General features: G+C 62.4%; 21 protein-coding genes. 5 read left to right on the top strand and 16 right to left on the bottom strand.

Going from position 1 to position 26,512, the window contains the following annotated elements; all coding sequences use genetic code 11:
- The 12 genes from J1C52_RS05800 to ubiA all read right to left on the bottom strand — a co-directional run.
- Positions 1-93, bottom strand: a 93-nt coding sequence (locus J1C52_RS05800; RefSeq protein ID WP_227426990.1) for a GTP-binding protein, incomplete at its 3' end; no start/stop codon positions are given.
- Between the two features lie 87 nt (positions 94-180).
- Positions 181-2,298 carry an elongation factor G gene (gene fusA, locus J1C52_RS05795; protein ID WP_227426977.1) on the bottom strand — a complete coding sequence of 706 codons (2,118 nt, stop codon included), beginning with the start codon at positions 2,296-2,298 and terminating at the stop codon, positions 181-183.
- A 33-nt stretch (positions 2,299-2,331) separates the two neighbouring features.
- Complete coding sequence (gene rpsG / locus J1C52_RS05790) at positions 2,332-2,802, bottom strand: 30S ribosomal protein S7 (RefSeq protein ID WP_227426976.1); 471 nt, start codon at positions 2,800-2,802, stop codon at positions 2,332-2,334.
- Positions 2,803-2,814: 12 nt separating this feature from the next.
- The gene (gene rpsL, locus J1C52_RS05785) at positions 2,815-3,186 is read right to left on the bottom strand and encodes a 30S ribosomal protein S12 (RefSeq protein ID WP_022574176.1); all 372 of its coding nucleotides are present in this window, start codon (positions 3,184-3,186) and stop codon (positions 2,815-2,817) included.
- A 319-nt stretch (positions 3,187-3,505) separates the two neighbouring features.
- Positions 3,506-4,321 carry a glycosyltransferase gene (locus J1C52_RS05780; protein ID WP_227426975.1) on the bottom strand — a complete coding sequence of 272 codons (816 nt, stop codon included), beginning with the start codon at positions 4,319-4,321 and terminating at the stop codon, positions 3,506-3,508.
- A 104-nt stretch (positions 4,322-4,425) separates the two neighbouring features.
- Entirely contained in the window at positions 4,426-8,655 is a 4,230-nt protein-coding gene (gene rpoC / locus J1C52_RS05775) for a DNA-directed RNA polymerase subunit beta' (RefSeq protein ID WP_227426974.1), read from the bottom strand.
- 100 nt (positions 8,656-8,755) lie between these two features.
- Positions 8,756-12,892 carry a DNA-directed RNA polymerase subunit beta gene (rpoB, locus tag J1C52_RS05770; RefSeq protein WP_227426973.1) on the bottom strand — a complete coding sequence of 1,379 codons (4,137 nt, stop codon included), beginning with the start codon at positions 12,890-12,892 and terminating at the stop codon, positions 8,756-8,758.
- A gap of 260 nt (positions 12,893-13,152) precedes the next feature.
- Positions 13,153-13,533 (bottom strand): 50S ribosomal protein L7/L12, encoded by a 381-nt coding sequence (rplL, locus tag J1C52_RS05765; protein ID WP_227426972.1) that lies wholly within the window; start codon positions 13,531-13,533, stop codon positions 13,153-13,155.
- A 73-nt stretch (positions 13,534-13,606) separates the two neighbouring features.
- Positions 13,607-14,122 (bottom strand): 50S ribosomal protein L10, encoded by a 516-nt coding sequence (gene rplJ, locus J1C52_RS05760; RefSeq protein WP_227426971.1) that lies wholly within the window; start codon positions 14,120-14,122, stop codon positions 13,607-13,609.
- A gap of 287 nt (positions 14,123-14,409) precedes the next feature.
- The gene (locus J1C52_RS05755; RefSeq protein WP_227426970.1) at positions 14,410-14,733 is read right to left on the bottom strand and encodes a hypothetical protein; all 324 of its coding nucleotides are present in this window, start codon (positions 14,731-14,733) and stop codon (positions 14,410-14,412) included.
- Positions 14,734-14,751: 18 nt separating this feature from the next.
- A complete protein-coding gene (locus tag J1C52_RS05750; protein WP_227426969.1) occupies positions 14,752-16,782 on the bottom strand; it encodes an OmpA family protein in 2,031 nt (676 codons plus the stop codon).
- Between the two features lie 35 nt (positions 16,783-16,817).
- Entirely contained in the window at positions 16,818-17,792 is a 975-nt protein-coding gene (gene ubiA, locus J1C52_RS05745; protein ID WP_227426968.1) for a 4-hydroxybenzoate octaprenyltransferase, read from the bottom strand.
- Between the two features lie 12 nt (positions 17,793-17,804).
- On the opposite strand from ubiA, the gene J1C52_RS05740 reads away from it, so the two are divergent.
- The 5 genes from J1C52_RS05740 to J1C52_RS05720 are packed head-to-tail and all read left to right on the top strand — an operon-like array spanning position 17,805 to position 22,196.
- Entirely contained in the window at positions 17,805-18,533 is a 729-nt protein-coding gene (locus tag J1C52_RS05740; RefSeq protein ID WP_227426967.1) for a 16S rRNA (uracil(1498)-N(3))-methyltransferase, read from the top strand.
- Entirely contained in the window at positions 18,530-19,375 is an 846-nt protein-coding gene (locus J1C52_RS05735) for a GNAT family N-acetyltransferase (RefSeq protein ID WP_227426966.1), read from the top strand. The genes J1C52_RS05740 and J1C52_RS05735 overlap by 4 nt, the downstream gene beginning before the upstream one ends.
- Entirely contained in the window at positions 19,372-19,887 is a 516-nt protein-coding gene (locus J1C52_RS05730; protein WP_227426965.1) for a hypothetical protein, read from the top strand. Before J1C52_RS05735 ends, J1C52_RS05730 begins: the two co-directional genes overlap by 4 nt.
- Before the next feature lie 54 nt (positions 19,888-19,941).
- A complete protein-coding gene (locus tag J1C52_RS05725; RefSeq protein ID WP_227426964.1) occupies positions 19,942-21,312 on the top strand; it encodes a glutamate--cysteine ligase in 1,371 nt (456 codons plus the stop codon).
- A complete protein-coding gene (locus tag J1C52_RS05720) occupies positions 21,312-22,196 on the top strand; it encodes a lysophospholipid acyltransferase family protein (RefSeq protein ID WP_227426963.1) in 885 nt (294 codons plus the stop codon). Before J1C52_RS05725 ends, J1C52_RS05720 begins: the two co-directional genes overlap by 1 nt.
- On the opposite strand, the gene ccoS is transcribed toward J1C52_RS05720, so the two are convergent.
- Genes ccoS through ccoG form a run of 4 tightly spaced genes read right to left on the bottom strand, consistent with a single transcriptional unit; the run spans position 22,197 to position 26,472 of the window.
- A complete protein-coding gene (gene ccoS / locus J1C52_RS05715; protein WP_227426962.1) occupies positions 22,197-22,379 on the bottom strand; it encodes a cbb3-type cytochrome oxidase assembly protein CcoS in 183 nt (60 codons plus the stop codon).
- Positions 22,380-22,387: 8 nt separating this feature from the next.
- Complete coding sequence (locus J1C52_RS05710) at positions 22,388-24,562, bottom strand: heavy metal translocating P-type ATPase (RefSeq protein ID WP_227426961.1); 2,175 nt, start codon at positions 24,560-24,562, stop codon at positions 22,388-22,390.
- A gap of 6 nt (positions 24,563-24,568) precedes the next feature.
- On the bottom strand, positions 24,569-25,045 hold the full coding sequence (locus J1C52_RS05705; protein ID WP_227426960.1) for a FixH family protein: 477 nt from the start codon (positions 25,043-25,045) through the stop codon (positions 24,569-24,571).
- The gene (gene ccoG, locus J1C52_RS05700) at positions 25,042-26,472 is read right to left on the bottom strand and encodes a cytochrome c oxidase accessory protein CcoG (protein WP_227426959.1); all 1,431 of its coding nucleotides are present in this window, start codon (positions 26,470-26,472) and stop codon (positions 25,042-25,044) included. The genes J1C52_RS05705 and ccoG overlap by 4 nt, the downstream gene beginning before the upstream one ends.
- Positions 26,473-26,512: the final 40 nt, after the last annotated feature.

Genomic DNA, 26,512 nt, shown 5'->3' with positions numbered 1-26,512 from the left:
CGCCGCCGTCAGCGTCGTCTTGCCGTGGTCAACATGGCCAATCGTGCCGATGTTCACATGCGGTTTCGTCCGGTCAAACTTTTGCTTTGCCATGGTGGCATCTCCTTATTGTCGGGGGCGGTGCGCTCAGACGCACACCCTACGGTTGTAGGGTGCGTGGTTTCCCACGCACCGCTTTTATCAGGCGTATTTCTTCTGGATCTCTTCCGAGACGTTCTGCGGAACCGGCTCGTAATGGTCGAACAGCATCGTGAAGTTCGCGCGGCCCGAGGACATCGAGCGCAGCGTGTTGATGTAGCCGAACATGTTCGCCAGCGGCACGAACGCGTTGATCGCGATGGCGTTGCCGCGCTGTTCCTGACCAGTCACCTGGCCACGACGCGAGGTCAGATCGCCGATCACCGAACCCGTGTATTCCTCGGGCGAGATGACCTCGACCTTCATCATCGGTTCCAGCAGTTTCGCACCGGCCTTTTTCAGGCCTTCACGCATACACATCCGCGACGCGATTTCGAACGCCAGCACCGACGAGTCAACGTCGTGATACTTACCGTCGAGCAGCGCGACCTTGAAGTCGATCACGGGGAAGCCTGCCAGCGGACCAGAGTCCATGACCGACTGGATGCCCTTTTCGACGCCCGGCACGTATTCCTTCGGAACGGTACCGCCAACGATGCGCGATTCGAACGAGTAGCCTTCGCCCGGTTCGGTCGGGCTGATTTCCAGCTTGACCTCTGCGAACTGGCCGGAGCCACCCGACTGCTTCTTGTGGGTGTAGCTGTGTTCGATCTTGTGGCTGATCGTTTCGCGGTATGCCACTTGCGGCGCACCGATATTCGCTTCCACTTTGAATTCGCGCTTCAGACGGTCGACCAGAATGTCGAGATGGAGTTCGCCCATGCCCTTCATGATGGTCTGACCCGATTCCAGATCGGTTTCGACGCGGAAGGACGGATCTTCGGCAGCCAGACGCGCCAGACCCTGGCTCATCTTTTCCTGGTCGGCCTTGGTCTTGGGCTCCACGGCAATCTCGATCACCGGATCGGGGAAGGTCATGGTTTCCAGAACCACCGGTTTGGCCGGATCGCAGAGCGTGTCGCCCGTGGTGGTTTCTTTCAGACCCGCCAGTGCGATGATGTCGCCGGCAGCCGCCCAATCGATTTCCTCGCGCGAGTTCGAGTGCATCATCATCATACGACCGACGCGCTCTTTCTTGCCCTTGGTCGAGTTCAGGATGCCATCACCCTTGTTGATGATGCCCGAATAGATGCGGGTAAAGGTCAGCGAGCCGACGAAGGGGTCGTTCATGATCTTGAACGCCAGACCGGCGAAGGGCTGACCATCGTCTGCCGAACGCGGAATGTTGCGCTCTTCGGTCTCGTCCTTCGGGTCGAAGCCCATGTAGGCGGGCACGTCCAGCGGGCTGGGCAGGAAGTCGATCACGGCGTTCAGCAGCGGCTGGACACCCTTGTTCTTGAACGCGGACCCGGTGCAGACCGGCACGAAATCCAGCGCCAGCGTACCCTTGCGGATCAGGCGGCGGATCGTGTCGCTGTCGGGCTCGTTGCCTTCCAGATACTGCTCCATGACGTCGTCGTCTTGCTCGACCACGATCTCGATCATGGTTGCGCGCCACTCTTCGGCCTGATCCTTCAGCTCGTCGCGGATCGGCTGACGGGTCCAGCTTGCGCCCAGATCCTCGCCCTTCCAGGTCCACTCTTCCATCTCGATCAGGTCGATGATGCCTTCAAGCTGGTCCTCTGCACCGATCGGCAGCTGAATGGCCAGCGGGGTCGCGCCGGTGCGGTCCTTGATCATCTTCACGCAGTTGAAGAAGTCGGCACCGATCTTGTCCATCTTGTTGACGAACACGATGCGCGGAACCTTGTAACGGTCAGCCTGACGCCAGACGGTTTCGGTCTGCGGCTCCACCCCGGCGTTACCGTCCAGAAGGCAGATCGCGCCGTCGAGCACGGCCAGCGAACGCTCCACCTCGATGGTGAAGTCGACGTGGCCGGGGGTGTCGATGATGTTGAAGCGATGCTTCTCACCCAGCTGGTTCGCACCGTCGACGGTCTTGGCCCAGAACGTGGTGGTCGCAGCAGAGGTGATCGTGATGCCACGCTCTTGTTCCTGCTCCATCCAGTCCATGGTGGCCGCGCCATCATGCACTTCACCGATTTTGTGCGACTTGCCCGTGTAATACAGGATGCGCTCGGTCGTGGTGGTCTTGCCCGCGTCGATATGCGCCATGATCCCGAAGTTACGGTAGCGCTCTAGGGGGTATTCGCGTGCCATGATCTAATTCCTCAGGCTTGCAGAGTGACTGGATTACCAACGGTAATGGCTGAACGCCTTGTTCGCGTCGGCCATCTTGTGGGTGTCTTCCCGCTTCTTGACGGCGGAACCGCGCGAGTTGACGGCATCGACCAGTTCGGCGGCCAGACGCTCTTCCATGGTGTTCTCGTTGCGGGTGCGCGCGGCCTTGATCAGCCAGCGGATCGCCAGCGCCTCGCGGCGGGCGGGGCGCACTTCGACGGGCACCTGGTAGGTGGCACCACCGACGCGGCGCGAGCGCACTTCGACGGACGGCTTGATGTTGTCGAGCGCTTCATGGAACACTTCGATGGGCGCGCGCTTCAGCTTGGATTCGACGCGATCCATGGCGTTGTAAACGATCGATTCGGCGACCGATTTCTTGCCATCAACCATCAGGTTGTTCATGAACTTGGACAGCACCTTGTCGCCGAACTTGGCGTCGGGCAGGATTTCGCGCTTTTCAGCGGCGTGACGACGAGACATCTGAACTTCTCCTTACTTCGGACGCTTCGCGCCATATTTCGAACGGCGCTGCTTGCGGTCCTTGACGCCTTGCGTATCCAGAACGCCGCGCAGAATGTGGTAACGCACACCCGGAAGGTCTTTGACACGACCGCCGCGGATCAGCACGACCGAGTGCTCTTGCAGGTTGTGCTTTTCGCCGGGGATGTAGCTGATGACCTCGAACCCGTTGGTCAGGCGCACTTTCGCGACTTTCCGCATAGCCGAGTTCGGCTTCTTCGGCGTGGTGGTGTAGACGCGCGTGCAAACGCCGCGCTTCTGGGGGCACTGCTCCAGATGCATGGACTTGGAGCGCTTCACTTTTGGCTGCCGCGGCTTGCGGATCAGCTGTTGAATCGTTGGCATTCCGGTTCTTCCCGTTTCAACCCGTTTTCATGACGCGCAATGCGCCTCTCACAAATGCGCCCAATCCCCGAAAGGCAGAACGCAGAATACCGCTTGCGTCCCCAAGCCTGGGGGCGCCGCGGTGGAATTCCAGAGGATCGGGGCATAAACCCGGATCTTGACCGCTACTAATCTGAGTCGCACCAAAGCGCAGGACGGACCCGCGCCAGATGGATTGAGGGGCGTATAGGTGGAGTCGCAGGGCTTGTCAACACTCGCCGGGCGCGGGCGTTCAAGTGTGGCGAACCGTGGTAAAATAAGCCCCGCGCGGCCCCATCGGTCAGGGGCGCAGCGCCAGCAGTTCCGCCCGTGTGAAGGGGAAGCGTGTGGCCATGATCTGGTCCAGCTCTGCGTCCGTGTAATCCTTCTCGACCCCGTAAACCCGCGCGCCGGAATCGTTGTCGCCATGCACAGAGCGGATGAAATGGGGCGTCACGGAATCGGTGTAGCAGTTCCAGCGGGTGTGGATTTGCCGATGGTCGGTGGAAAAGATCGTGGGCCGCATTCCCTTGGGCGCGATCATGCCCATGCCGATCCCCAAGGGCAGGCTTTCGATCACCCCGAACAGCTTGTTGCCGCCTTCGGCGATCTTCAGGAACAAGCCATTGTTGAAGGCCACGATGGTGGGCGTCTCGACACCGGAAATGTCCAGCACCATGGGCGCAAGGCGCTTTTGCTCGGCAATGCAATCCACACTCATGGCGTCGTCATCATCCAGTCGGATGGATATGACATGGCTGGGGGCCTTGGTGCACAGGTCCAATGCGGTTTTGGTGGCGGCGAAATTCTTCATCGGTTTCAGCGCGATGATGCGGGCGTCACGCAGCGGTTTGACCAGGTTGGTCAGCCGTTGCCGCCATGTCAGCGGGAAATCGGACCCGATCAGGATGGCGGTGGTAAAATCGGCATCGGTTTGCGCCAGAAGCGACGGCAAGGTCAGGGCTTCGAACAGGCGGAAGCGGCGTTCCAGGCGGGCCGGGTCATACAGAACCTTGCGGTTCGCCTCTAGCCCGCCATGGGTCAGCCGCCAGCCGTTTTCACCCAGATACGAGAAGCGGATCACGACGATGACTTGGGGGGTAATGCTGACGGGCATGGCACTTTCCTGAATGACTGTGCCAGACATGCCCGAGGGCCGCGCAAAAAGAAAGCCCCCGCGCAAAGACTGCGCGGGGGCTTTGATGTTCAGACGGACTTGGATCAGTCGTCGCGCTTGCCAAACACGATGTCGGCTTCCGACTGTTCCGTCGGCTCTGGCGCGGCGAGGGCTGCGGCGGCCTCTGCTTCTGCGCGGCGCGCTTCCAGAACCTTGCGGTCGCGGTCTGCCGCCACTTGGCGCACCTTGGCCACAACGCCGCCAGTGCCCGCCGGGATCAGCCGGCCCACGATGACGTTTTCCTTCAGGCCGACCAGGTAGTCGCGCTTGCCCTGAACCGAAGCCTCGGTCAGCACCCGCGTTGTTTCCTGGAAGGACGCGGCCGAGATGAAGCTGCGCGTCTGCAAGCTTGCCTTGGTAATGCCCAGCAGGATCGGTTCGCCCTTTGCGGGTTCCAGACCCATGGCGACCGCTTTCGCGTTGGCCTCTTCCAGTTCGATCTTGTCGACATGCTCGCCCTTCAGAAGGGTGGTCTGGCCGCTGTCCAGAATCTCCCATTTCTGAAGCATCTGGCGAACGATCACCTCGATATGCTTGTCGTTGATCTTCACGCCCTGCAAACGATACACGTCCTGCACTTCGTCGATCAGGTAGTTGGCCAGCGCCTCGATCCCCAGGATGCGCAAGATGTCATGGGGGGCGGGGTTGCCATCCATGATGTAATCACCGCGCTGGACGAAATCGCCCTCTTGCACGGGAATATGCTTGCCCTTGGGCACCAGGTATTCGACCGGCTCGCGCGTGTCGTCCACGGGCTCGACGGTGATGCGGCGCTTGTTCTTGTAGTCCTTCCCGAAGCGGACATAGCCATCCATCTCGCAGATGATGGCGTGGTCCTTGGGACGACGGGCTTCGAACAGTTCGGCCACACGCGGCAGACCCCCGGTGATGTCCTTGGTCTTGGCCCCTTCGCGCGGGATACGTGCAACCACGTCACCCGCTTGCAGGTCTTGACCATCTTCCACCGAAAGAATGGCATCCACGGACATCGGATAGGTGATCGGGTTGCCCTGCTCGTTGCGTAGCGGCTCGCCGGTTTCCGGGTCCATCAGGATGACTTCGGGCTTCAGATCGCCGCCCTTCGCGGTCGACCGCCAGTCGCTGACGATCTTCTGCGACATGCCGGTGGCGTCGTCGGTCTCTTCGCGAACGGACAAGCCCGCGACAAGGTCGACAAACCGCGCACGGCCCGAGGTTTCGGCAATGATCGGAAGGGTATACGGATCCCATTCGAACAGCTTGTCGCCGCGCTCGACCTCTTGGCCGTCCTTGACGAACAGCTTCGACCCGTAACCGGGTTTGAAGGTCGCCCGCTCGACACCGTTGGCGTCGATAATGACGATCTGCACCGAACGGCCCATGACGATCTGCTCGCCCGCCGCGTTTTCCAGCAGGCTGGGGTTGCGCAGCTCGATCTTGCCGGCGGCGTTCGCTTCCTGAAAGGACTGGCTGCCGCCCTGCGCGATACCCCCGATGTGGAAGGTGCGCATGGTCAGCTGCGTGCCCGGCTCGCCAATCGACTGCGCCGCGATGATGCCCACGGCTTCGCCTTGGTTCACCATCGTGCCGCGTGCCAGATCGCGCCCGTAGCACTTGGCGCAGACGCCTTCCTCCGCTTCACAGGTCAGCGGCGAACGGATCTTGACCGTGGCAATGCCTGCGGCCTCGATCGCATCGGCATCGCGCTCGTCGATCAGCGCGTTGCGCGCGACCAGTACTTCGCCCGATGCCGGGTCCAGCACATCCTCTGCCGCCACGCGGCCCAGGATACGCTCGGACAGCGACGCGATGATCTCGCCATCGTTCACAGCGGCTTGCGCCGTGATGAACAGGTCGGTGCCGCAATCTTCCATCCGCACGATGCAGTCTTGCGCCACGTCGACCAGACGGCGGGTCAGGTAGCCCGAGTTCGCGGTTTTCAGCGCGGTATCGGCCAGACCCTTGCGGGCACCATGGGTCGAGTTGAAGTATTCAAGAACGGTCAGACCTTCCTTGAAGTTCGAGATGATCGGCGTCTCGATGATCTCGCCCGAGGGTTTGGCCATCAGGCCGCGCATACCGCCCAGCTGCTTCATCTGGGCGGGCGAACCACGCGCCCCGGAATGCGACATCATGTAGACCGAGTTCGGCTCAAGCTCGCGGCCTTCCTCGTCGCGGCGTACGGCGGAAATTTCGCCCATCATGGCGTTTGCCACGGTGTCCGAACATTTCGACCAGGCATCGACAACCTTGTTGTATTTTTCGCCCTGCGTAATCAGGCCGTCCAGATACTGTTGTTCGAATTCCTTGACCTGCTCGCGGGTCTCGTTGACCTGCTCCCATTTCGCATCGGGGATGAGCATGTCGTCCTTGCCGAAGGAAATCCCGGCGCGGAACGCCTCGCGGAAGCCGAGGGTCATGATCTGGTCGCAGAAGATAACCGACTCTTTCTGGCCGCAATAGCGATAGACCGTGTCGATGACCGTCTGCACATCCTTCTTGCGCAGCAGGCGGTTGACCAGGTCGAACGGCGCTTTCGCATTCAGCGGCAGCAGCGCGCCAAGACGCAGGCGGCCCGGCGTGGTTTCCACGCGCTTGGTCACTTCATTGCCGTCCTCGTCGATCTGGGTGATGCGGCACTGGATCTTGGCGTGCAGATGCACGTCGCCATTGGCCAGCGCGTGTTCCACCTCGTCGATCGAGGCGAAGACCATGCCCTCGCCGGTCATGCCTTCGCGCATCATGGTCGCGTAATACAGACCCAACACCATGTCCTGCGACGGCACGATGATCGGCGCGCCGTTCGCGGGCGACAACACGTTGTTCGTGGACATCATGAGCACGCGGGCTTCCAGCTGCGCTTCCAGCGACAGCGGAACGTGCACGGCCATCTGGTCGCCGTCGAAGTCGGCGTTGAAGGCCGAGCAGACCAGCGGGTGAAGCTGGATCGCCTTGCCCTCGATCAGGATCGGCTCGAACGCCTGAATGCCAAGGCGGTGCAGCGTGGGCGCGCGGTTCAGCAGAACCGGATGCTCGCGGATGACCTCGTCCAGAATATCCCAAACCTCGGGGCGCTCTTTTTCGACCAGCTTCTTCGCCTGCTTCACGGTGCTGGACAGACCCTTGGCCTCCAGCCGCGAATAGATGAACGGTTTGAACAGTTCGAGCGCCATCTTCTTGGGCAGGCCGCACTGGTGCAGTTTCAGCTCCGGGCCAGTCACGATGACCGAACGACCCGAGAAATCCACGCGCTTGCCCAGAAGGTTCTGGCGGAAGCGGCCCTGCTTGCCTTTCAGCATGTCGGACATGGATTTCAGCGGGCGCTTGTTGTTGCCCGTGATGACCCGGCCGCGACGTCCGTTGTCAAACAGCGCATCGACCGATTCCTGCAACATGCGCTTTTCATTGCGCACGATGATATCGGGCGCACGCAGCTCGATCAGACGCTTCAGACGGTTGTTGCGGTTGATGACGCGACGATAAAGATCGTTCAGGTCAGAGGTCGCGAAACGGCCACCATCGAGCGGCACCAGCGGGCGCAGCTCGGGCGGGATGACGGGCAGAACGGTCATCACCATCCATTCCGGGCGGTTGCCGGATTCGATGAAATGCTCGACCACTTTCAGCCGCTTGATGATCTTCTTGGGCTTCAGCTCGCCCTTGGCTTCTTTCAGCTCTTCGCGCAGGCGGCTGGCTTCATCTTCCAGGTCGATATTCGCCAGCATCTCGCGGATCGCTTCAGCACCGATATTTGCTGTGAAGGCGTCGGCGCCATATTGGTCCTGCGCGTCGAGGAATTCTTCCTCGTTCATCAACTGGCCATAGGTCAGGTCGGTCAGGCCCGGCTCGATCACGACGTAGTTTTCGAAATAGAGGATGCGCTCCAGATCGCGCAGCGTCATGTCCAGCATCAGGCCGATGCGCGACGGAAGCGACTTCAGGAACCAGATATGAGCGACGGGGCTGGCCAGTTCGATATGGCCCATGCGCTCGCGGCGGACCTTTTGCAGGGTCACTTCCACGCCGCATTTTTCGCAGACAACGCCGCGATATTTCATGCGCTTATACTTGCCGCACAAGCATTCGTAATCCTTGATCGGGCCAAAGATACGCGCACAGAACAGGCCGTCACGCTCGGGCTTGAACGTGCGGTAGTTGATGGTTTCCGGCTTCTTGATCTCGCCGTAGGACCAAGAGAGGATGCGCTCGGGCGACGCCAGCGAGACCTTGATCTGGTCGAAGGTCTTGGGCTGGGCCATCGGATTGAACGGGTTGGTCGTCAGTTCCTGGTTCATTTCATATTCCTAAAAGACTGGCGGTAGACAGGAGGCGCAACACCGTTTTCTTTTCAAAGAAAACGGACCGGACCCTTTGCAAGGGTCCGGCGGGTGCCGCTTACCCCTCCTCCTCCGAATCCAGGAGTTCCATGTTCAGGCCAAGGCCACGGACTTCCTTCACGAGCACGTTGAAGGATTCGGGCACGCCGGCCTCGAAATTGTCCTCGCCCTTGACGATCGATTCATAGACCTTGGTCCGGCCCGCGACGTCGTCGGATTTGACCGTCAGCATTTCCTGCAGGGTGTAGGCGGCGCCATAGGCTTCCAGCGCCCAAACCTCCATCTCACCCAGACGCTGACCGCCGAACTGCGCCTTACCGCCCAGCGGCTGCTGCGTGACAAGGCTGTAGGGCCCGGTCGAGCGTGCGTGCAGCTTGTCATCGACAAGGTGGTGCAGCTTGAGCATATATTTCACGCCCACCGTGACATTGCGCGCGAATTTCTCGCCCGTCCGCCCGTCGAACACCGCCGATTGGCCCGACGTGTCAAAGCCCGCACGGATCAGCGCGTCGTTGACATCGGCCTCTTTCGCACCGTCGAACACGGGCGTGCCGATCGGCACACCTTTGGTGACGGTCGATGCGGATTCGACCAGCGCGGCGTCATCCATGCTGTCGAACACCTCGGCATAGGTGTCGTCGCCATAGCCGATGCGCATCGCTTCGCGCACGGGCGTCAGGTCGCCCGACATCCGGTATTCCTGCAAGGCTTCGTCGATCTTCACGCCCAGGCCACGCAGCGCCCAGCCCATGTGGGTTTCCAGAATCTGACCGACATTCATGCGCGAGGGCACGCCCAGCGGGTTCAGAACCATGTCGACTGTAGTGCCATCGGCGAGGAACGGCATGTCCTCGACCGGGACGACCTTGGAGATCACCCCCTTGTTGCCGTGACGGCCAGCCATCTTGTCGCCCGCTTGCAGCTTGCGCTTCACGGCGACGAAGACCTTGACCATCTTCATCACACCCGGCGGCAGGTCGTCGCCACGGCGGACCTTTTCGACCTTGTCGTCGAAACGGGCCTGAAGCTGGCGCTTCTGCTGGTCGTAGAGGGCATTGAGCGCCTCGACTTCCTGCGCCTCGGCCTCGTCAGCCAATGCCAATTGCCACCACTGGCCACGGCTGAGGCTGGCGAGCAATTCCTCGGTAATCTCGGAATTGGCCTTTACGCCTTTCGGGCCTTTGACAGCCACTTTGCCCAGGATCAGCTGTTGCAGACGGCCGTAGATGTTGCGCTCAAGGATTTCCAGCTCGTCATCGCGGTCGCGCGACAGGCGTTCGATTTCCTCACGCTCGATCTGAAGCGCGCGCTCGTCTTTCTCGACGCCATGGCGGTTGAACACGCGCACCTCGACGATCGTGCCATAGGCACCCGGCGGCAGACGCAGCGAGGTATCGCGCACATCCGATGCCTTTTCGCCGAAGATGGCGCGCAGCAGCTTTTCTTCCGGCGTCATCGGGCTTTCACCCTTGGGCGTGACCTTGCCGACCAGAATATCGCCAGCCTGCACTTCGGCACCGACATAGACGATCCCCGCTTCGTCGAGGTTGCGCAGCGCTTCCTCGCCGACGTTGGGGATGTCGCGGGTGATCTCTTCCGGCCCAAGCTTGGTGTCGCGGGCGGCCACTTCGTATTCGTCGATATGGATCGAGGTGAAGACGTCATCCTTCAGGATGCGCTCCGAGATCAGGATCGAGTCCTCGTAGTTGTAGCCATTCCACGGCATGAAGGCGACGACCACGTTGCGGCCGACAGCCAGTTCGCCCAGATCGGTGCAAGGCCCGTCCGCGATCACCTGACCGCGCGACACCTGCTCGCCCACCGTGACCAGCGGACGCTGGTTGATGCAGGACGACGCATTGGACCGCTTGAACTTGCGCAGGCGGTAGATGTCGACGCCGGGCTCTCCCGGTTCCAGCATCTCGGTCGCGCGCACAACGATACGCTGCGCATCGACCTGGTCGATGATGCCAGCGCGGCGGGTCATGATTGCAGCACCCGAATCGCGGGCCACGGTCGCTTCCATGCCAGTGCCGACCAACGGTGCATCGGCCTGCAACAGCGGCACGGCCTGACGCATCATGTTCGACCCCATCAGGGCGCGGTTCGCGTCGTCATTTTCCAGGAATGGAATGAGCGAGGCGGCGACCGAGACAAGCTGCTTCGGCGACACGTCGATCAGGTCGACATTCTCGACCGGGTTCAGCATGAAATCGCCGCCGACGCGGGTCGAGACCATTTCATTCACGAAACGGCCCTCTTCATCCAGAACCGCGTTCGCCTGCGCGACGGTGTGGCGCTGTTCCTCGGTGGCGGACAGGTAGACAACTTCATCCGTCACCTTGCCATCGACGACCTTGCGATAGGGGGTTTCGATGAAGCCATACTTGTTCACCCGCGCAAACGTGGCGAGCGAGTTGATCAGACCGATGTTCTGACCTTCCGGCGTTTCAATCGGGCACATGCGGCCATAATGCGTGGGGTGCACGTCGCGCACCTCGAAGCCCGCGCGCTCGCGGGTCAGGCCGCCCGGCCCAAGTGCCGACAGACGGCGCTTGTGCGTCACTTCCGACAGCGGGTTGGTCTGGTCCATGAACTGCGACAGCTGCGACGACCCGAAGAATTCGCGCACGGCGGCAGCCGCCGGTTTCGCGTTGATCAGGTCTTGCGGCATGACCGTGTCGATTTCGACCGAAGACATGCGCTCGCGGATCGCGCGCTCCATGCGCAACAGGCCCACGCGATACTGGTTTTCCATCAGCTCGCCCACGGACCGCACGCGGCGGTTGCCGAGGTGGTCGATGTCGTCCACTTCACCTTTGCCGTCGCGCAATTCCACAAGACCGCGCACACAGGCGACGATGTCTTCGGGGCGCAGCGTGCGCAGCGTGTCGGGCGCGTCCAGTTGCAGGCGCATGTTCATCTTCACACGGCCCACGGCGGACAGGTCATAGCGCTCGGAATCGAAGAACAGCTGGTCGAACATGGCCGACGCGGTGTCATAGGTCGGCGGCTCGCCCGGGCGCATGACGCGATAGATGTCATGCAGCGCGGTTTCGCGGTTCCAGTTCTTGTCCGCGGCCATCGTGTTGCGGATATACGGACCCACGTTGACACCGTCGATGTCGAGCACGTCGATTTCGGTGATGCCATTGTCCAGCAGGGTCTTGAGCGTGCCGCCCTTGACTTCGCCGTCCTTGTCCAGATCCCAGGTCAACTCGTCCCCGGCTTCGACATAGATCGCGCCGGTTTCTTCGTTGATGATGTCATTGGCGACATAGCGGCCCAGAATGTGCTCGAACGGGACCAGAAGCTCTTTCACTTCGCCCGCGTCGATCAGTTTCTTGACCATGCGCGGCGTCATCTTGTCGCCGGCCTTGCAGATCACTTCGCCGGTGGCGGCGTCGATCAGGTCCATGGTCGGACGGGTGCCGCGCACGCGCTCGGGGAAGAACTTGGTGACCCAACCCTTGTTCTTCTCAAGGCGGAATTTCACCTTGTCGTAATAGGCGTCCATGATCGCGTTCTGGTCCATGCCCAGCGCATAAAGCAGGCTGGTCACGGGCAGTTTGCGGCGGCGGTCGATGCGCGCGAAGACAAGGTCTTTGGCGTCGAATTCGAAATCCAGCCACGACCCGCGATAGGGAATGATGCGGCAGGTGAACAGCAGCTTGCCCGAGCTGTGCGTCTTGCCTTGGTCATGGTCGAAGAACACGCCGGGCGAGCGGTGCATCTGGCTGACCACCACGCGCTCGGTGCCGTTCACGATGAACGTGCCGTTATTGGTCATGAGCGGCATGTCGCCCATGAACACGTCTTGTTCCTTGATGTCCTTCACCGACTTCGCGCCGGTTTCTTCCGAGATATCGAACACGATCAGGCGCAGCGTCACCTTCAGCGGCGCGGCATAGGTCATGTCGCGCTGCATACACTCTTCAGTGTCGTATTTCGGCTTTTCCAGCTCGTATTTCACGAATTCCAGCGTGGCGGTTTCGTTGAAATCCTTAATCGGGAACACCGACTGGAACACGCCCATGATGCCTTCGCCGTCCAGCGGCTTGTCGGAATCACCCGAGCGCAGGAACAGGTCATACGACGATTTCTGAATCTCGATCAGGTTCGGCATCTCCAGCACTTCGCGGATTTTGCCGAACATCTTGCGGATGCGTTTTTGGCCAATATGGGTTTGCGCCATTAGCGTGATCACCTTCTTTGTCTTCGCGGGCGGGCGGGCTGTCGGGCCTCAGCCGCCGGCCGCTTGCGAAACGGGTCAGAGGCTCTATTCCTGCGAACCCTCCCACAGGTTCGCTCCCGAGCCGAACACTTTCCCTGGACAGCCCTCTCGGCGGTTAAGCCTTGGAAAGGGCTGTCCAGAAACAGCGACAAACTGGGGCCAGATGCGCTCTGGCCCCAGTTTCAGTTTGGTAGGGTCGAGATGCGGCGCATCTCGCCCGATTACTTGAGCTCGACCTTCGCGCCAGCTTCTTCGAGCTTCTTCTTGATCTCTTCGGCTTCTTCTTTCGGAGCCTGCTCTTTCACAGCCTTGCCGCCAGCTTCGACCAGGTCCTTGGCTTCTTTCAGGCCCAGACCGGTGATGCCGCGAACTTCTTTGATGACCGCGATCTTGTTTGCGCCTGCATCGACCAGGATAACGTCGAATTCGGTCTTTTCTTCAGCAGCAGCCGCGCCAGCGTCGCCAGCCGGGCCTGCCATCATCACGGCGCCGCCAGCAGCGGGCTCGATGCCGTATTCATCCTTCAGGATGGTTTTCAGTTCCTGTGCTTCCAGCAGAGTCAGGTTCACGATTTGCTCTGCAAGTGCTTTAAGGTCAGCCATTGTTCTGTTCCGTTCTGTTCAGGTTTGTTTGTCCAACGCGGGCGAGTGTCACGCCACGCAGGCCATAGGTTGCTTATGCCGCTTCGCGATCCTCGATCGTCGAAAGGATACCGGCAATGTTCGAAGCAGGCGCGCCGATCGCACCGGCAATGTTCGAGGCAGGTGCACCGATGCAGCCCACGACCGAAGCAATAAGCTCTTCGCGCGAGGGCATTTCGGAAACCGCCTTGACACCAGCCGGGTCAAGCGCTGTCTCGCCCATGGCACCACCGAGAACCACCAGCTTGGGGTTGTCCTTGGTGTAGTCCTGAACCACCTTCGCGGCTGCGACGGGGTCTTCGGAATAAGCGAGAACAGTCATTCCTGTCAGAAGGCCGGAGATGCTTGCGCAGGGCTTTCCTTCCAGGGCGATCTTGGCGAGCTTGTTCTTGGCGACGCGTACGGATCCGCCCGCTTCGCCCATGCGAGCGCGCAGAACCTGCATCTCTGCAACCGTGAGGCCAGCGTAATGTGCTACCACAACCACGCCAGAGCTTTCGAAGATCTGGCCGAGTTCCTCGACCACTTTCTCTTTTTGGGCTCTATCCACAGGGTCTCTCCAATTTTCGAGGGGTCGCCCCCTCGGCTCGTTGCGCCGGGCTGTTACACCCGACAAGAGGTCCGAACGGGCACTCTCCAATTTCGCCCGAGGTATTCCCCGGTCAGAAAATTGTCTCTGTCCCGCCTCAGGCAGGATTTATGATGCAAGCATCACCCACCGTCTCGGACGAATCGTCTGGGGCTTGGTTGTTAGGCCAATCCCGCGACGTTGGGCTGCATAGTCGGATTGCCGCGCCTTGCCAAGAGCGAATTTGCCGCGTCCGTCCCCGCGGCGGGCTAATCGCCGCGCTCTTGCAGTTGGTTGCGGTAATATTCAGCTTCGCCACGGGCTTCGCGCAGCCCGTCCATGGCCGCGCTGACCTCTGCTTCAAGCTGCTTGATCCGGGCCGTCAGGTCGCGCTCGCGCGTTTCGACATAGTTGATTGCCTGATCGCGGATTTCTTCGGCCTCGTGCAGGGCTTGAGCCATTTTGTCCAATTCGCCCAGATCCTGTTGGCGCACGCGGGTGAAACGATGGATCAGCCAATTCGTGAACCAGCCCAGCGCGAAGGCGACAAACAGAACAAGGGCCGTGACCAAGACGAATTGAATGCGGTTCATATTTTCGTGTCCTGTTCTTTACTCGGCTAGGTCGGTCGGTCGGGTGCGTGGGCGCAGCGTGTCGTCGCCCGGCTCCGAAACCCCGATCACAAGCTCGGATTCGTCCAGCGGTTCGGGGGCCGGGGCGGTGTCGGCCTGCGGTTCCTCGCCGTTTTCGGCGCGTTCGGCCTGCGCGGCTTCCAGCGATGCGCCAATCAGCGAAAACTCGATCCGGCGATTCGCCTCGCGGCCTGCTTCGGTGCCGTTATCGGCAATCGGGAATTCGGGGCCGTAGCCCTTCGCCTCGAACTCGCTGACAAGGGCACCGCGCGCCAGCAGACCGGCCACCACGGCTTCGGCGCGCTGCTGGCTCAGGCGCATGTTGGTTTCCAGACGCCCCTGGCTGTCGGTATGGCCGCCCACTTCCATGCTCAGACGGCCACAGCCGCGCAGCACTTCGGCAATTTCGTCCAGCACATCGGCAGATTCGCCCGTGACCGTGGTTGACCCGGCATCGAAGGTGATCTTGCGTTGTGCGAGGATCTCGTCAATCCAGTCCTTGCATCGGGCCGGGGTCGGCATTTGCGCGACGGGATCGAACGCTTCGTCATAGCTGATATCCAGCGAGAACACGGCATTCTGCCCCAGCTTCTCGGCCAGCAGGCGCGAAATCTGGTCGGAAGCGTCTTGCATCCCGCTGACGCCTGTCACCTCGAACAGGTCCGGCTGCACGCGGACATCACCGCTGTTCAAGACGCTCAGAACATCGACCGCTAGCAAGGCCCGCAGCGGCCAGCCACCGGGCAGGTCCGGGTCCAGCCGGGCCGACATGGTGACGGCGGCAGGCCCGAAATTGGCCTGCGCCATGCTTTGCACCGCGTCGCGCGTGCGCTCGTCCGTCAGTCGCCCGCCCAGCGTGACCCGGCCCTCGGCGCTCAGGCTGGCGGTAAAATAGGCGGTCTCTTCGCTTTCGGCCAATTGCGCGCCGGTTGGCGGCAGGCGCAGCGCATTCATCGAAAACGCGTCCGGCAGTGCGTTTTCCAGCGCCCCGACCTCTCGGTCAAAAACTTCCGGCTCTACGGTCGCGGGCACAACCAAGGACAAGTCGGTGTCAGAGAAGGTAACGGTCCCCGCCCCAAGGCTGGCAAGGGTCTGGATCGCGCTCACGACCCCCTCTTCCCAGCGCGGGGTCGGAGAGCCAAGCCCGACCGTGCATTCCAGCCGACCGCTGGCACCCGCCGCACGCCCGGCGGACAGGATGGCGCGGCGCGCGGCTTCGGTATCGGCGGAACAGGCATCGAAACGGGCCCCTTCGTCGTCAATCGCAAAGCGCAGCGTGAAAGGGGTAATCGCCGGGCGCGGGGCCGAAATGTCCAGCGACGCGATTACGTCGCGCGGACGCTCGCGCGCCAATTCGGTGCGCTTGCGGTCACGCTCTTCTTCCGATCCGGCCAAACCCACCACATCGACCCGGCCCGCCGCGACCGAAATCTTGGCCACGTCCAGCATGTTCAGCGCCAAGAGCGCGAAATCCGTGGCGCTGGCCCAAGCGAAGGGCACCGGGTAGTTCGCGACTTCCAGCAGGTTCTCGACCGAAAGCTCGGCGTCCATTTCCTCTATGCGGGTTACATAGGCATCGGTGTCGAAATCCCACGGCACAAGGCCGACCATCTGCACGTCCAGCCCGTTGCGCAACACCTCCATCGAGAATTCGGGCGCGGCAAGATCGCTGGACGGTTTGACCGTGATCTCGTCCAGAATGCGCTCTGCCGACACGATCTGGTTCGCGACCCGGATCGCGCGGAAACGGTCGGCTTCGTTCGGCGCTTCGCCCGAAAGGCGCAGCAGCAAGCCATCGGTTTCGACCGACGCCCAGGTCAACTCGTCAGCGGCAAGCGCCTCTGCGGTGGCGTCGACGACGACGTTCTCGATGACGCGCGCGCTAAGCTGCGCCGCGCCAAAGGCCAGAACCGCGGCAACAGCAAAAGCCGCCGCCGTCATGAGATGCCATTTGTAATCTGCCAGATTCGGCTTCGAGAGACCGGGCAGCAAGGTCAGAAATCGTTTCATGCCTGTCCCCTATCGCTATCGCGCAAGCTGCGCAATCAGACGAAAATGGTGACGGCAAGAAACAGCGCAGGCAAAAGCCCGGCGTCGCGATTGGCCCGAAACAGCTTCAGGCAGGTTGCGCCGTCGTCGATATCCAGATGGCCAAGCTGCCATTGCATATGCCACCCCATCGCCCAAGCCCCGGCCAGAGCGATCGACATGGACAAAGGGTCGGCCAGCGGTGCCAGCGCGAAGATGATCCCCAGCGACATCAACACGACGGTCGCCACCAGGAACCCGCGCAGCCATTTGTCGGTGTTGCGACCAAACAGGCGCGCGGTGGATTTCACGCCGATCAGCGCATCATCCTCTCGGTCCTGATGGGCATAGATCGTGTCGTAGAACAGCGTCCAGCTTATGCCCGCCAGATAAAGGAAAATCGCAGGCAACCCCAGGCTGCCGGTTTGCGCCGTCCAGGCCAGAACCGCGCCCCAGTTGAAGGCCAGCCCCAGAAACACCTGCGGCCACCATGTAAAGCGTTTGGCGAAAGGGTAGATCGCGACCAGCGCCAGCGACAGCACCCCCAGACCGATTGCTGCCCAGTTGAAGGTGAACAGGATCAATGCCGCGACGCCGGTTTGCACGCCCATCCAGATCAGCGCCTGCCGGGTCGTGACCTGCCCCGCCGGAATGGGGCGCGAGCGGGTGCGCGCGACTTTGTCGTCGATGTCGCGGTCGGTCACGTCATTCCATGTGCACCCCGCGCCGCGCATCAGCACCGCGCCGATGCCGCAGGCAACGAATATCCAGACCGTCAGCCAGCCCGCCGTATCCGGCGCAGACGCCGCACCCAGAAACGCCCCCCACCAGCAAGGCAACAACAGCAGCCATGTGCCGATGGGCCGATCAACGCGCGACAATCGCAGATAGGGCCGGGCCTTGGGCGGGGCGTAGCGGTCCACCCAATTGAGCGCATAGGCGTCGGCCACGGGGGTATCCGTGCCCTCTGGCCTTTGCGTGTCATTGTCCATAAATTCGGCCCCATGTCTGGCGAAGCGGTGAAAATCAGGCTCTATCTAGAGCAGCCCTTGGGGGCGGGGCAAGGGTTGGACCTGTCGCGCGACCAGGCGCATTACCTGTTCAATGTCATGCGGCTTGGGCCGGGTGCGCCGGTGGCCGTGTTCAACGGGCGCGACGGCGCTTGGCTGGCCGAAGTGGCAGAGGCGGGCAAACGCGGCGGCACGCTTTTGTGCCGCCACCAGATTGCCCCGCAGCGCAACCCGCCCGACCTGTGGCTAGTCTTTGCCCCCATCAAGAAAGCGCGCACCGATTTCATCGTGGAAAAAGCGGCTGAAATGGGTGCCGCGCGGATTTTGCCTGTGCAGACAGAATTCACGAATTCCGACCGCATCCGTCAGGACCGCCTGCAAGCCCACGCGATAGAGGCCGCAGAGCAATGCGGCGGCACCTATGTGCCAGAGGTTGCCGATCTGCAACCGCTGTCGCGCCTGCTGGGGAACTGGCCCGAGGGGCGCGCGCTGATCTGGGCGGATGAGGGGTTGGCCGATGCCGCCGAACCGCGCCCCCTGCCGCCTGCCCCCGCTGCCATCCTGATTGGCCCAGAAGGCGGGTTTTCGCCGTCCGAGCGTGACCGCCTGCGCGGCCTGCCCATGGTGCACCCTATCGCGCTTGGGCCGCGCATCTTGCGCGCCGACACGGCTGCGGTCGCGGCGCTGACCCTGTGGCAATCCAACGTCGGAGACTGGACATGATCCGCAAAGCCGGCCCGCAAGACGCAGACGCCTTGGCCGCGTTTCTGGAAGCGCATATCGACAGTTCCATGTTCCTGCTGGGCAATCTGGACGCCCTCGGCACGCAAGAGACCGAGCATCCTTACGGCACCAGCTTCTTCCTGCAGGAAACCGGCGATGGCATCATCGGCGTGTTCGGCGCGACGAATAGTGGGCTGTTGGCCTGCCAGATCCCGCGCCTGACCGCGCTGGAGGCACAGACCTATGCGCATCTGCTGAAAGGCTACACGCTGCGCGGCATGACCGGGCCGTCCGAGCAGGTGGCGCTGATCCTCGATGCGCTGCCGCTGCGCGATGCAGTTTGGCAGGTCAACCAGGACGAGCCGCTTTACACGTTTGCGCTGGACGAGTTGGGCGCAGTCGACGCTGAAATCCGAACCCCCGCCCCGGATGACCGCGACACCCTGACCGCGTGGTTCGATGCCTACATGACCGAAACAAACACCAAGCCGGGTGGCGACGCAGCCGCGCGCCGTGCCGATGCCGCCATCGGGTCCGACCGCCTGCGCCTGCTGGTCGAGGATGGACAGATCACGGCCATGACCAGCGTCAACGCGGTCGCGCGCGGCGTCGCGCAGGTTGGGGGTGTGTTCGTGCCGTCCGATTTGCGCGGCAAGGGGCGCGGTGGGCGCGTCATTGCGGCGCATCTGGCAGAGTTGAAAGCGCGTGGCTTTCACAAGGCGACCTTGTTTGCCAATTCCGACGCGGCAGCACGCGCCTATGAACGCATCGGATTTTGCCATGTTGGCCGGTATCGCGTGGCCCTGCTGCAAGATCCGATCACGCTGGCGAACCCGGCATGAGCCTGATCCGCCCCGAACTGATGCAAACGCTGCGCCGCTGGTCCGAGGTGCTGGCCAGCCTTGCGCTGTCAGCCTTCGGGGTCTGGACGCTGCAAAGCCATGACCGTTTTATCCAGATCATCGGCGCTATCCTGATTGCCACGGGGCTGGGCCTTGCGCTGCTGGCATGGCGCAGGCTTCGCTTTCACCGCGACACCGCCGCGCCCGGCATCGTGCAAGTTGTGGAAGGGCAAATCAGCTATTTCGGGCCAGAGACGGGCGGGTTTGTCGGACTTGGCCAAGTCGTTGAATTGCACCTTGTAGACCACGGCCAAACCTGGCGTCTGGTCACTGCGGAAGAGGTGCTGCACATCCCCGTGGCCGCGCAAGGCAGCGATGCGCTGTTCGACGCTTTTGCCCAGTTGAACGGTCTGCGCATGGCCGATGTTCTGGCCGCGCTGGACCATCCGCAACCCGCGCGCGTTTTGTGGCTGCACCCCAGCCGACGGCCCGTCCGGCTCGCCAAGGCTTGACTTGGGCGCATACCCGGCCCAAGTCTGCCCGCAACACGAACAAGGAAATGCCAGATGTCCATTCCCCAATCCGGCGGCGGGCCGATCGAAAGCAAAGCCCAACTGGCCGAGTATCTGGCCGCGGGCTGCAAGCCCAAGGACCAGTGGCGCATTGGCACCGAGCACGAGAAATTCGGGTATTGCCGCGACACGCTGAACCCGCTTCCCTATGACGGCCCGCGCTCTATCCGCGCGGTGCTGGAAGGGTTGCGCGACCGCTACGGCTGGGCACCGGTGCTGGAAGCGGGTCATATCATCGGGCTGGAAAAGGACGGCGCGAATGTCTCTCTGGAACCCGGCGGGCAGTTGGAACTGTCGGGCGCACCGCTGGAGAACATTCACCAGACCTGTGACGAGGTGAACCAGCACCTGCGCGAAGTGCGCTCGGTGGCCGAAGAAATCGGGGTCGAATTCATCGGCCTTGGTGCCGCCCCGATCTGGAGCCATGAGCAGATGCCGGTCATGCCCAAGGGCCGTTACAAGCTGATGACCGAATACATGGACCGCGTGGGCACCATGGGCAAAACCATGATGTACCGGACCTGCACGGTTCAGGTGAACCTCGATTTCGGGTCAGAGCCCGACATGGTGCAAAAGCTGCGCGTGGCGCTTGCGCTGCAACCCGTGGCAACCGCGCTATTCGCCAATTCCCCCTTTCTGGACGGCAAACCCAACGGCCACAAAAGCTGGCGCTCGCGCGTCTGGCGCGATCTGGACCCGGCGCGCACGGGCATGTTGCCCTTCGTGTTCGAGGACGGGTTCGGGTTCGAGACCTGGGTCGAATACGCGCTCGATGTGCCGATGTATTTCGTCTATCGCGATGGCAAGTATATCAATGCACTCGGCCAATCCTTCCGCGATTTCATGCGCGGTGAATTGCCCGCTCTGCCCGGCGAAGTGCCGACGCTGTCGGACTGGGCCGACCATCTGACCACCATCTTCCCCGAAGCGCGGCTGAAGAAATTCATCGAGATGCGCGGCGCGGATGGTGGCCCGTGGCGCAGGCTTTGCGCGCTGCCTGCGCTGTGGGTCGGTCTGTGCTACGACCAAAACGCGCTCGACGCCGCGTGGGACATCGCCAAGGGGTGGGACGCCGAAACGCGCGAGGGCTTGCGGGTCGCGGCCTCTGTCGACGGGCTTCAGGGCGAAGCGGGCGGCGTGAAGCTTTATGACATTGCACGCCAAGTCGTCGACACTGCCGAAGCCGGGCTGAAGGCCCGCGCGCGGCAGGGTGCGGGCGGCATGTTGCCCGATGAAACCCATTTCCTGAACGCGCTGAAGGAATCGCTTGAAACCGGGCAAGCGCCCGCCGACGAGTTGCTGGCGCGCTACCATGGCGATTGGCAGGGCGATCTGACGCGCATCTACGACGACTACAAGTATTGATGGCACAAGCAGCCCCGATAGCGCTGCGCCACCGCTTGCAGGACTGGCTGGCGGGCGCATTACTAGAGGGGCTGCGCCCCCTGCCCTACCAGTTGCGCATTCCGTGTCTCGGGTGGCTGGGCGCGCATGTGGTCGGCCCGCTTGGCGGGTTGCGCCGCCGGGTGCGGGCGAATCTGGACCTTGTCGCGCCAGACCTGCCCGCGGCCGAGCGTGAGCGGATTGCCCGCACCGTGCCCGGCAACATGGCGCGCACGATTGCCGAAATCTTCTCGGGCGCGGAATTCGTCGCCCGCGCCACACGCTCGGATGTCGAAGGCACAGGGCTTGCCGCCCTGCACGAAGCCCATGCAAAAGGTCAGCCCGTCATTCTGGTGACGGGCCATTTCGGCAATTACGACGCCGCGCGCGCGCTGCTTCTGGCCCAAGGCTTCAAGGTGGCCGGGTTCTACATGCCAATGAGCAACCCCGCTTTCAACGCGCGCTACGTTGCCGCCATTTCCCGTATCGGCACACCCGTCTTCGCACGCGGGCGCGACGGGTTGGCGGGAATGCTGCGGTTCCTGCGGGATGGCGGCATGGTCGGGCTGGTGGCCGATCACTACATGGAACATGGAGAGCTGTTGCCCTTCATGGGTCAACCCGCGCGCACGGCGCTGTCAGCGGCTGAAATGGCGCTGAAATACAACGCGCTGCTTGTGCCGGTTTACGGCATCCGCAAGCCGGACGGGCTGGAATTCAGCGTTCGGATTGAAGACCCTGTTCCGCATAGTGACCCCGTGACGATGACCAAAGCGCTCAATGCGTCGCTGGAAGCGCTGGTGCGGCAGCACAAGGACCAGTGGATGTGGACCCACCGCCGATGGAAACACAACCAAAAGGACTAGTCAGGCCGACCCGTTGTCCGGGTCTATCGGCTTTGGCTTGTCGTCGAACTCGTCCGTCAGGATGCGTTGGCTGTCGCCATCCGGGTCGTCATACATGCCCTTGCGCAATGTCCAGATGAACGCACCCAAGCCCAATAGGCCAAGGATAAGCGAAACCGGAATCAGGATGGTCAGAACTTCCATGCGGGCCTTTATTTCAAGCGCAGCGCGTTCAGCGTGACCGAGATGGACGAAACCGACATGATCGCCGCCGCGATCAGCGGTGTTGCCAGCCCCACCAACGCAATCGGCACGAAGATCGCATTATAGATACCCGATTGCCAGAAATTCTCTCGGATGCGGCGCTTGGCTTGGACCGACATGCGCAACGCGTCTGCGATCGGGCCAATGTCGCGGCCCAGCATGACCATGTCAGACGCCGCGCGCGCGGCATCAAGTGCGCTGGCGGGCGAGATCGAGACATGCGCGGCACTCAGCGCGACCGTGTCATTCAGCCCATCGCCCACCATCAGAACCTTGGCACCCCCGTCTTGCAGCGCGGCGACCTTGGCCGCCTTTTCCTGCGGCAGCGCTTCGGCCTGCCATTGGTCAATATGCAGCCGCTGGGCCAAGGCCTGCACCGCGCCCGGCACGTCGCCAGAGATAAGCCAGACCTGCTTGCCCTGCTCATGCAGCGCGCGCACGACCTCTTCCGCGCCGGGGCGCAGCTGGTCGGTGAAGGTGAAGGCATGGGTTGTCTGGCCAAGCGACAGATAGGCCGCCGTCAACTCTACCGCTGTGGCACCCACCCATGCAGGACGGCCCAAGCGCACGCGCGTGTCGTGCCAGATGCCTTCGACACCATAGCCCGGAACCTCTGTCAGGTCGGATACGGGCGCGGGCCGCACGCCCAGATCGCGCAGCCCCTTGGCCAGCGACGCGGCAAGCGGGTGGCTGGAGGCTTCGGCCAGTGCAAGCGCCACGCGGCGCGCATCATCGGGGACCGTGTCCAGATTGGTCGCCTCTGGCGCGCCCATGGTCAGGGTGCCGGTCTTGTCGAAAACGACCGTGTCGACATCGGCCAGACGCTCCAGCGCGGTGCCGTCCTTGATGAGCAGGCCTTTCCGGAACAGCTTGCCGCTGGCGGCTGTCACCACGGCGGGCACGGCCAGACCCAACGCACAGGGGCAGGTGATAATTAGCGTCGTCACAGCCACGTTGATGGCAACGCGAATATCGCCGCCGGTCAGATACATCCAGACGAAGAACGCCCCCAGCGACAGGATCGGGATGCTGGGCGCGTAGGCGCGGGCAGCGCGTTCGGCGAGCGTGGTGTATTTGGTGCGCGCCGATTCGGCGTTGGCCACAAGGTCAGCCATCCGGTGCAGAGAGCTATCCTTGCCCGCAGCCGTGACACGCACGGTCAGCGGCCCCGTCAGGTTCACCTCGCCCGCGCTGACAATGGTGCCTTCGCCCGCGAAAACCGGCAGGGTTTCGCCCGTCAGAAGCGCGCGGTCCAGTTCCGACTGGCCCGCGACGACCAAGCCGTCCACCGGCATCCGCCCGCCGGGGCGCACCAGGACCAGATCGCCCGCGACCAGTTCGGCCACGCCCACGGTTTCTTCCACCCCGTCCGCCAGCCGAATGGCGCGCGGCACTTCCAGCGCGGCCAGTTCCTGCGCCGCGGAACGTGCAACAGCGCGCGCGCGGAAATCCAGATAGCGACCCGCCAGCAGGAAGAAGATCAGCATGACCACCGAATCGAAATAGGCATGTGCGCCCGATTGCAGCGTCTCGAATATCGACAGGCCCAGCGTCAGCAGGATCGCGAAGCTGATGGGCGCGTCCATGTCCATGCGGCCCGCGCGCAGCGCCTTCCATGCGTTGCGAAAGAAGGGCTGGCCCGCGAAGGCCACGGTCGGAATGGCGATGACCGCCGAAATCAGGTGGAACAGGTCGCGCGTCGGCCCCTCGGCCCCGGACCAGACCGCGACCGACAAAAGCATGATGTTCATCATGGCAAAGCCCGCCACGCCCAGCCGCATCAGCAATTCGCGGCCTTGGCGTTCGGTTTCGGTCATCGACAGCGCGCCCGCGTCCAGCTCATGCGCCTCGTAGCCCAAGGCATCCAGCCGGGCGATCACGTCCTCGGGGCGGATATTGGCCTCTGCATCCACGCTCAGGCGCTTCAGCGTCAGGTTCAGGCGCGAGGAATTGATCCCCGGCATCTTGGCCAAATCCCGCTCGATGGTCGAGATACAGGCCGCGCAATGCACTTCCGGCACCGACAGAAGCACGCGCGCCTTGGACAGCTCCTTGCGCGCAAGCTCTTCGGCCGCAGGGGCCGCCGCGCAAGCCGGACAGGCAGAGGCACGCACGGTCGTCATGCTGTGTTATCCTTCGACATGCAGCACGACGCGCTGCTGGAACAAGGTGCCATCCGCTGCCGTCGCGCGCAGGCGGATGTTCCAGTTGCCCGGCGCGATGTCCACCGGGGCACGGAAGGCGCCGTTCAGGAAAACGAAATCCGGGCGCTGGTCGTCACGGACATGGGTGGCCGCCCCCAGAAGCGCATCCAGCGTGGCGACCTGCGCGGGGTAGCCATCGGGGCCGGTGATGGTCAGCACCAGTTCACCGCCCTCGACCTCTGCCGAGACATCCCAGCCCAAGGCCTCTTGCGCCGCCAGTTCCTCGTTGAAGTTCTGGCTGGCGACGTAAGAGTTCTGCACCTCTAGCCCCGGAAAGGTGCTGACAGCGGACCACGCCAAGGTCAGGTTCACCGCGATGACCGTTCCGAAAGCCGCCAGCGTGATCGCCAGCACTTTCGGACCCGTCATGCGAAAGCCCTTGGCGTCGTTGTCCTTGGTCATTGACCTCTCCCGTTGAAGACAGTTTCAGAATAAACGCGCTCCTGGCTTCCGGCAATCGTGGACCAGATGCGCACGTCACTGCGCGGCGCGGCGGCGGATTCGGTGCCATTCGGCGCTTCCAGATAGACGCGGACCTGCGCCATTTCATCCGGGCTGAGCGTGACCGCGGTCGAGTCGTACCCCTCGATCGACAAGCTCAAATCGGGGTTGTCGGTAATCGACAGCACGAAGTCACGCTCTTCGTTGGCCATGTTGCGCAGGCGCACATCATAGACATTTCGCACCGTGCCGTCGGACAAGACGATATGCGTGGGGTTGCGGACGGGCGACACGCTCATGTCCAGATCGGACCGGATGAACAATGCCACCACCAAACCGACACCGACAGCCGACCAGATCGCGGTATAGACGATCGTGCGTACACGGAAGACGTGTTTCCAGACCGATTTGGGCGGTTTGCCGGCGCGCTCGCTCTCGTGGTCGGACAGCGCCATGTAGCCAATCAGGCCGCGCGGCTTGCCGATCCGGTCCATCACGTCGTCGCAGGCGTCAATGCACAGGCCGCAGGTGATGCAGGCAAGCTGCTGACCGTCGCGAATATCAATCCCCATCGGGCAGACATTGACGCAGGCCATGCAGTCGATGCAATCGCCCAGGTTTTCCGACCCCTCGCCCTTGCGGTGCTTGCCGCGCGGCTCTCCGCGCCAGTCGCGGTAGTCGATGGTCAGGGTGTCTTCGTCCATCATCGCGGCCTGAATGCGCGGCCATGGGCAGGCATAGATGCAAATCTGCTCGCGGAAGAACCCGCCGAACAGGAAGGTCGTCATGGTCAGGACAAAGATCGTCAGATAGGCGATCATCGGCGCTTGCAGGGTCACAAGGTCGACCAGAAGCGTCGGCGCATCGGCGAAATAGAACACCCACGCCCCGCCGGTTGCCATGCCGATCAGGAACCACAGGGTCCATTTCAGCCCGTATTTGCGGATTTTCTCGAAATCCCACTTCTTGTGATACAGGCGCAGCCGTGCGTTGCGGTCGCCCTCGACCCAGCGCTCTACCAAGATGAACAGGTCGGTCCAGACGGTTTGCGGACAGGCGTAACCGCACCACACCCGACCCAAGGCCGAAGTGAACAGGAACAACCCGATCCCCGCCATGATAAGCAGGCCCGCCACGAAGTAGAATTCATGCGGCCAGATCTCGATCATGAAAAAGAAGAAGCGGCGGCCTTGCAGGTCAAGAAGCACGGCCTGATCGGGCATTTCGGGGCCACGGTCCCAACGGATCCATGGCAGGATGTAGTAAAGCCCCAGCATCCCGGCCAGCAGCCACCATTTCATGGTGCGGAAACTGCCTTTCACGCGGCGCGGGAAAATCGGCTCGCGTTTGGCATAGAGCGACGGGGGGCTTTGATCTGACGAACTCACGCTTGTCTCCTGACTGTGACTTGCCGCGGTTGTTTCACGC

The sequence above is a fragment of the Roseibaca sp. Y0-43 genome, from assembly GCF_020667835.1.
Classification (GTDB): Bacteria; Pseudomonadota; Alphaproteobacteria; order Rhodobacterales; family Rhodobacteraceae; genus Roseinatronobacter.
Note: the sequence above shows the minus strand (reverse complement) of the source record. Positions and strands in the feature narration are given on the sequence as shown.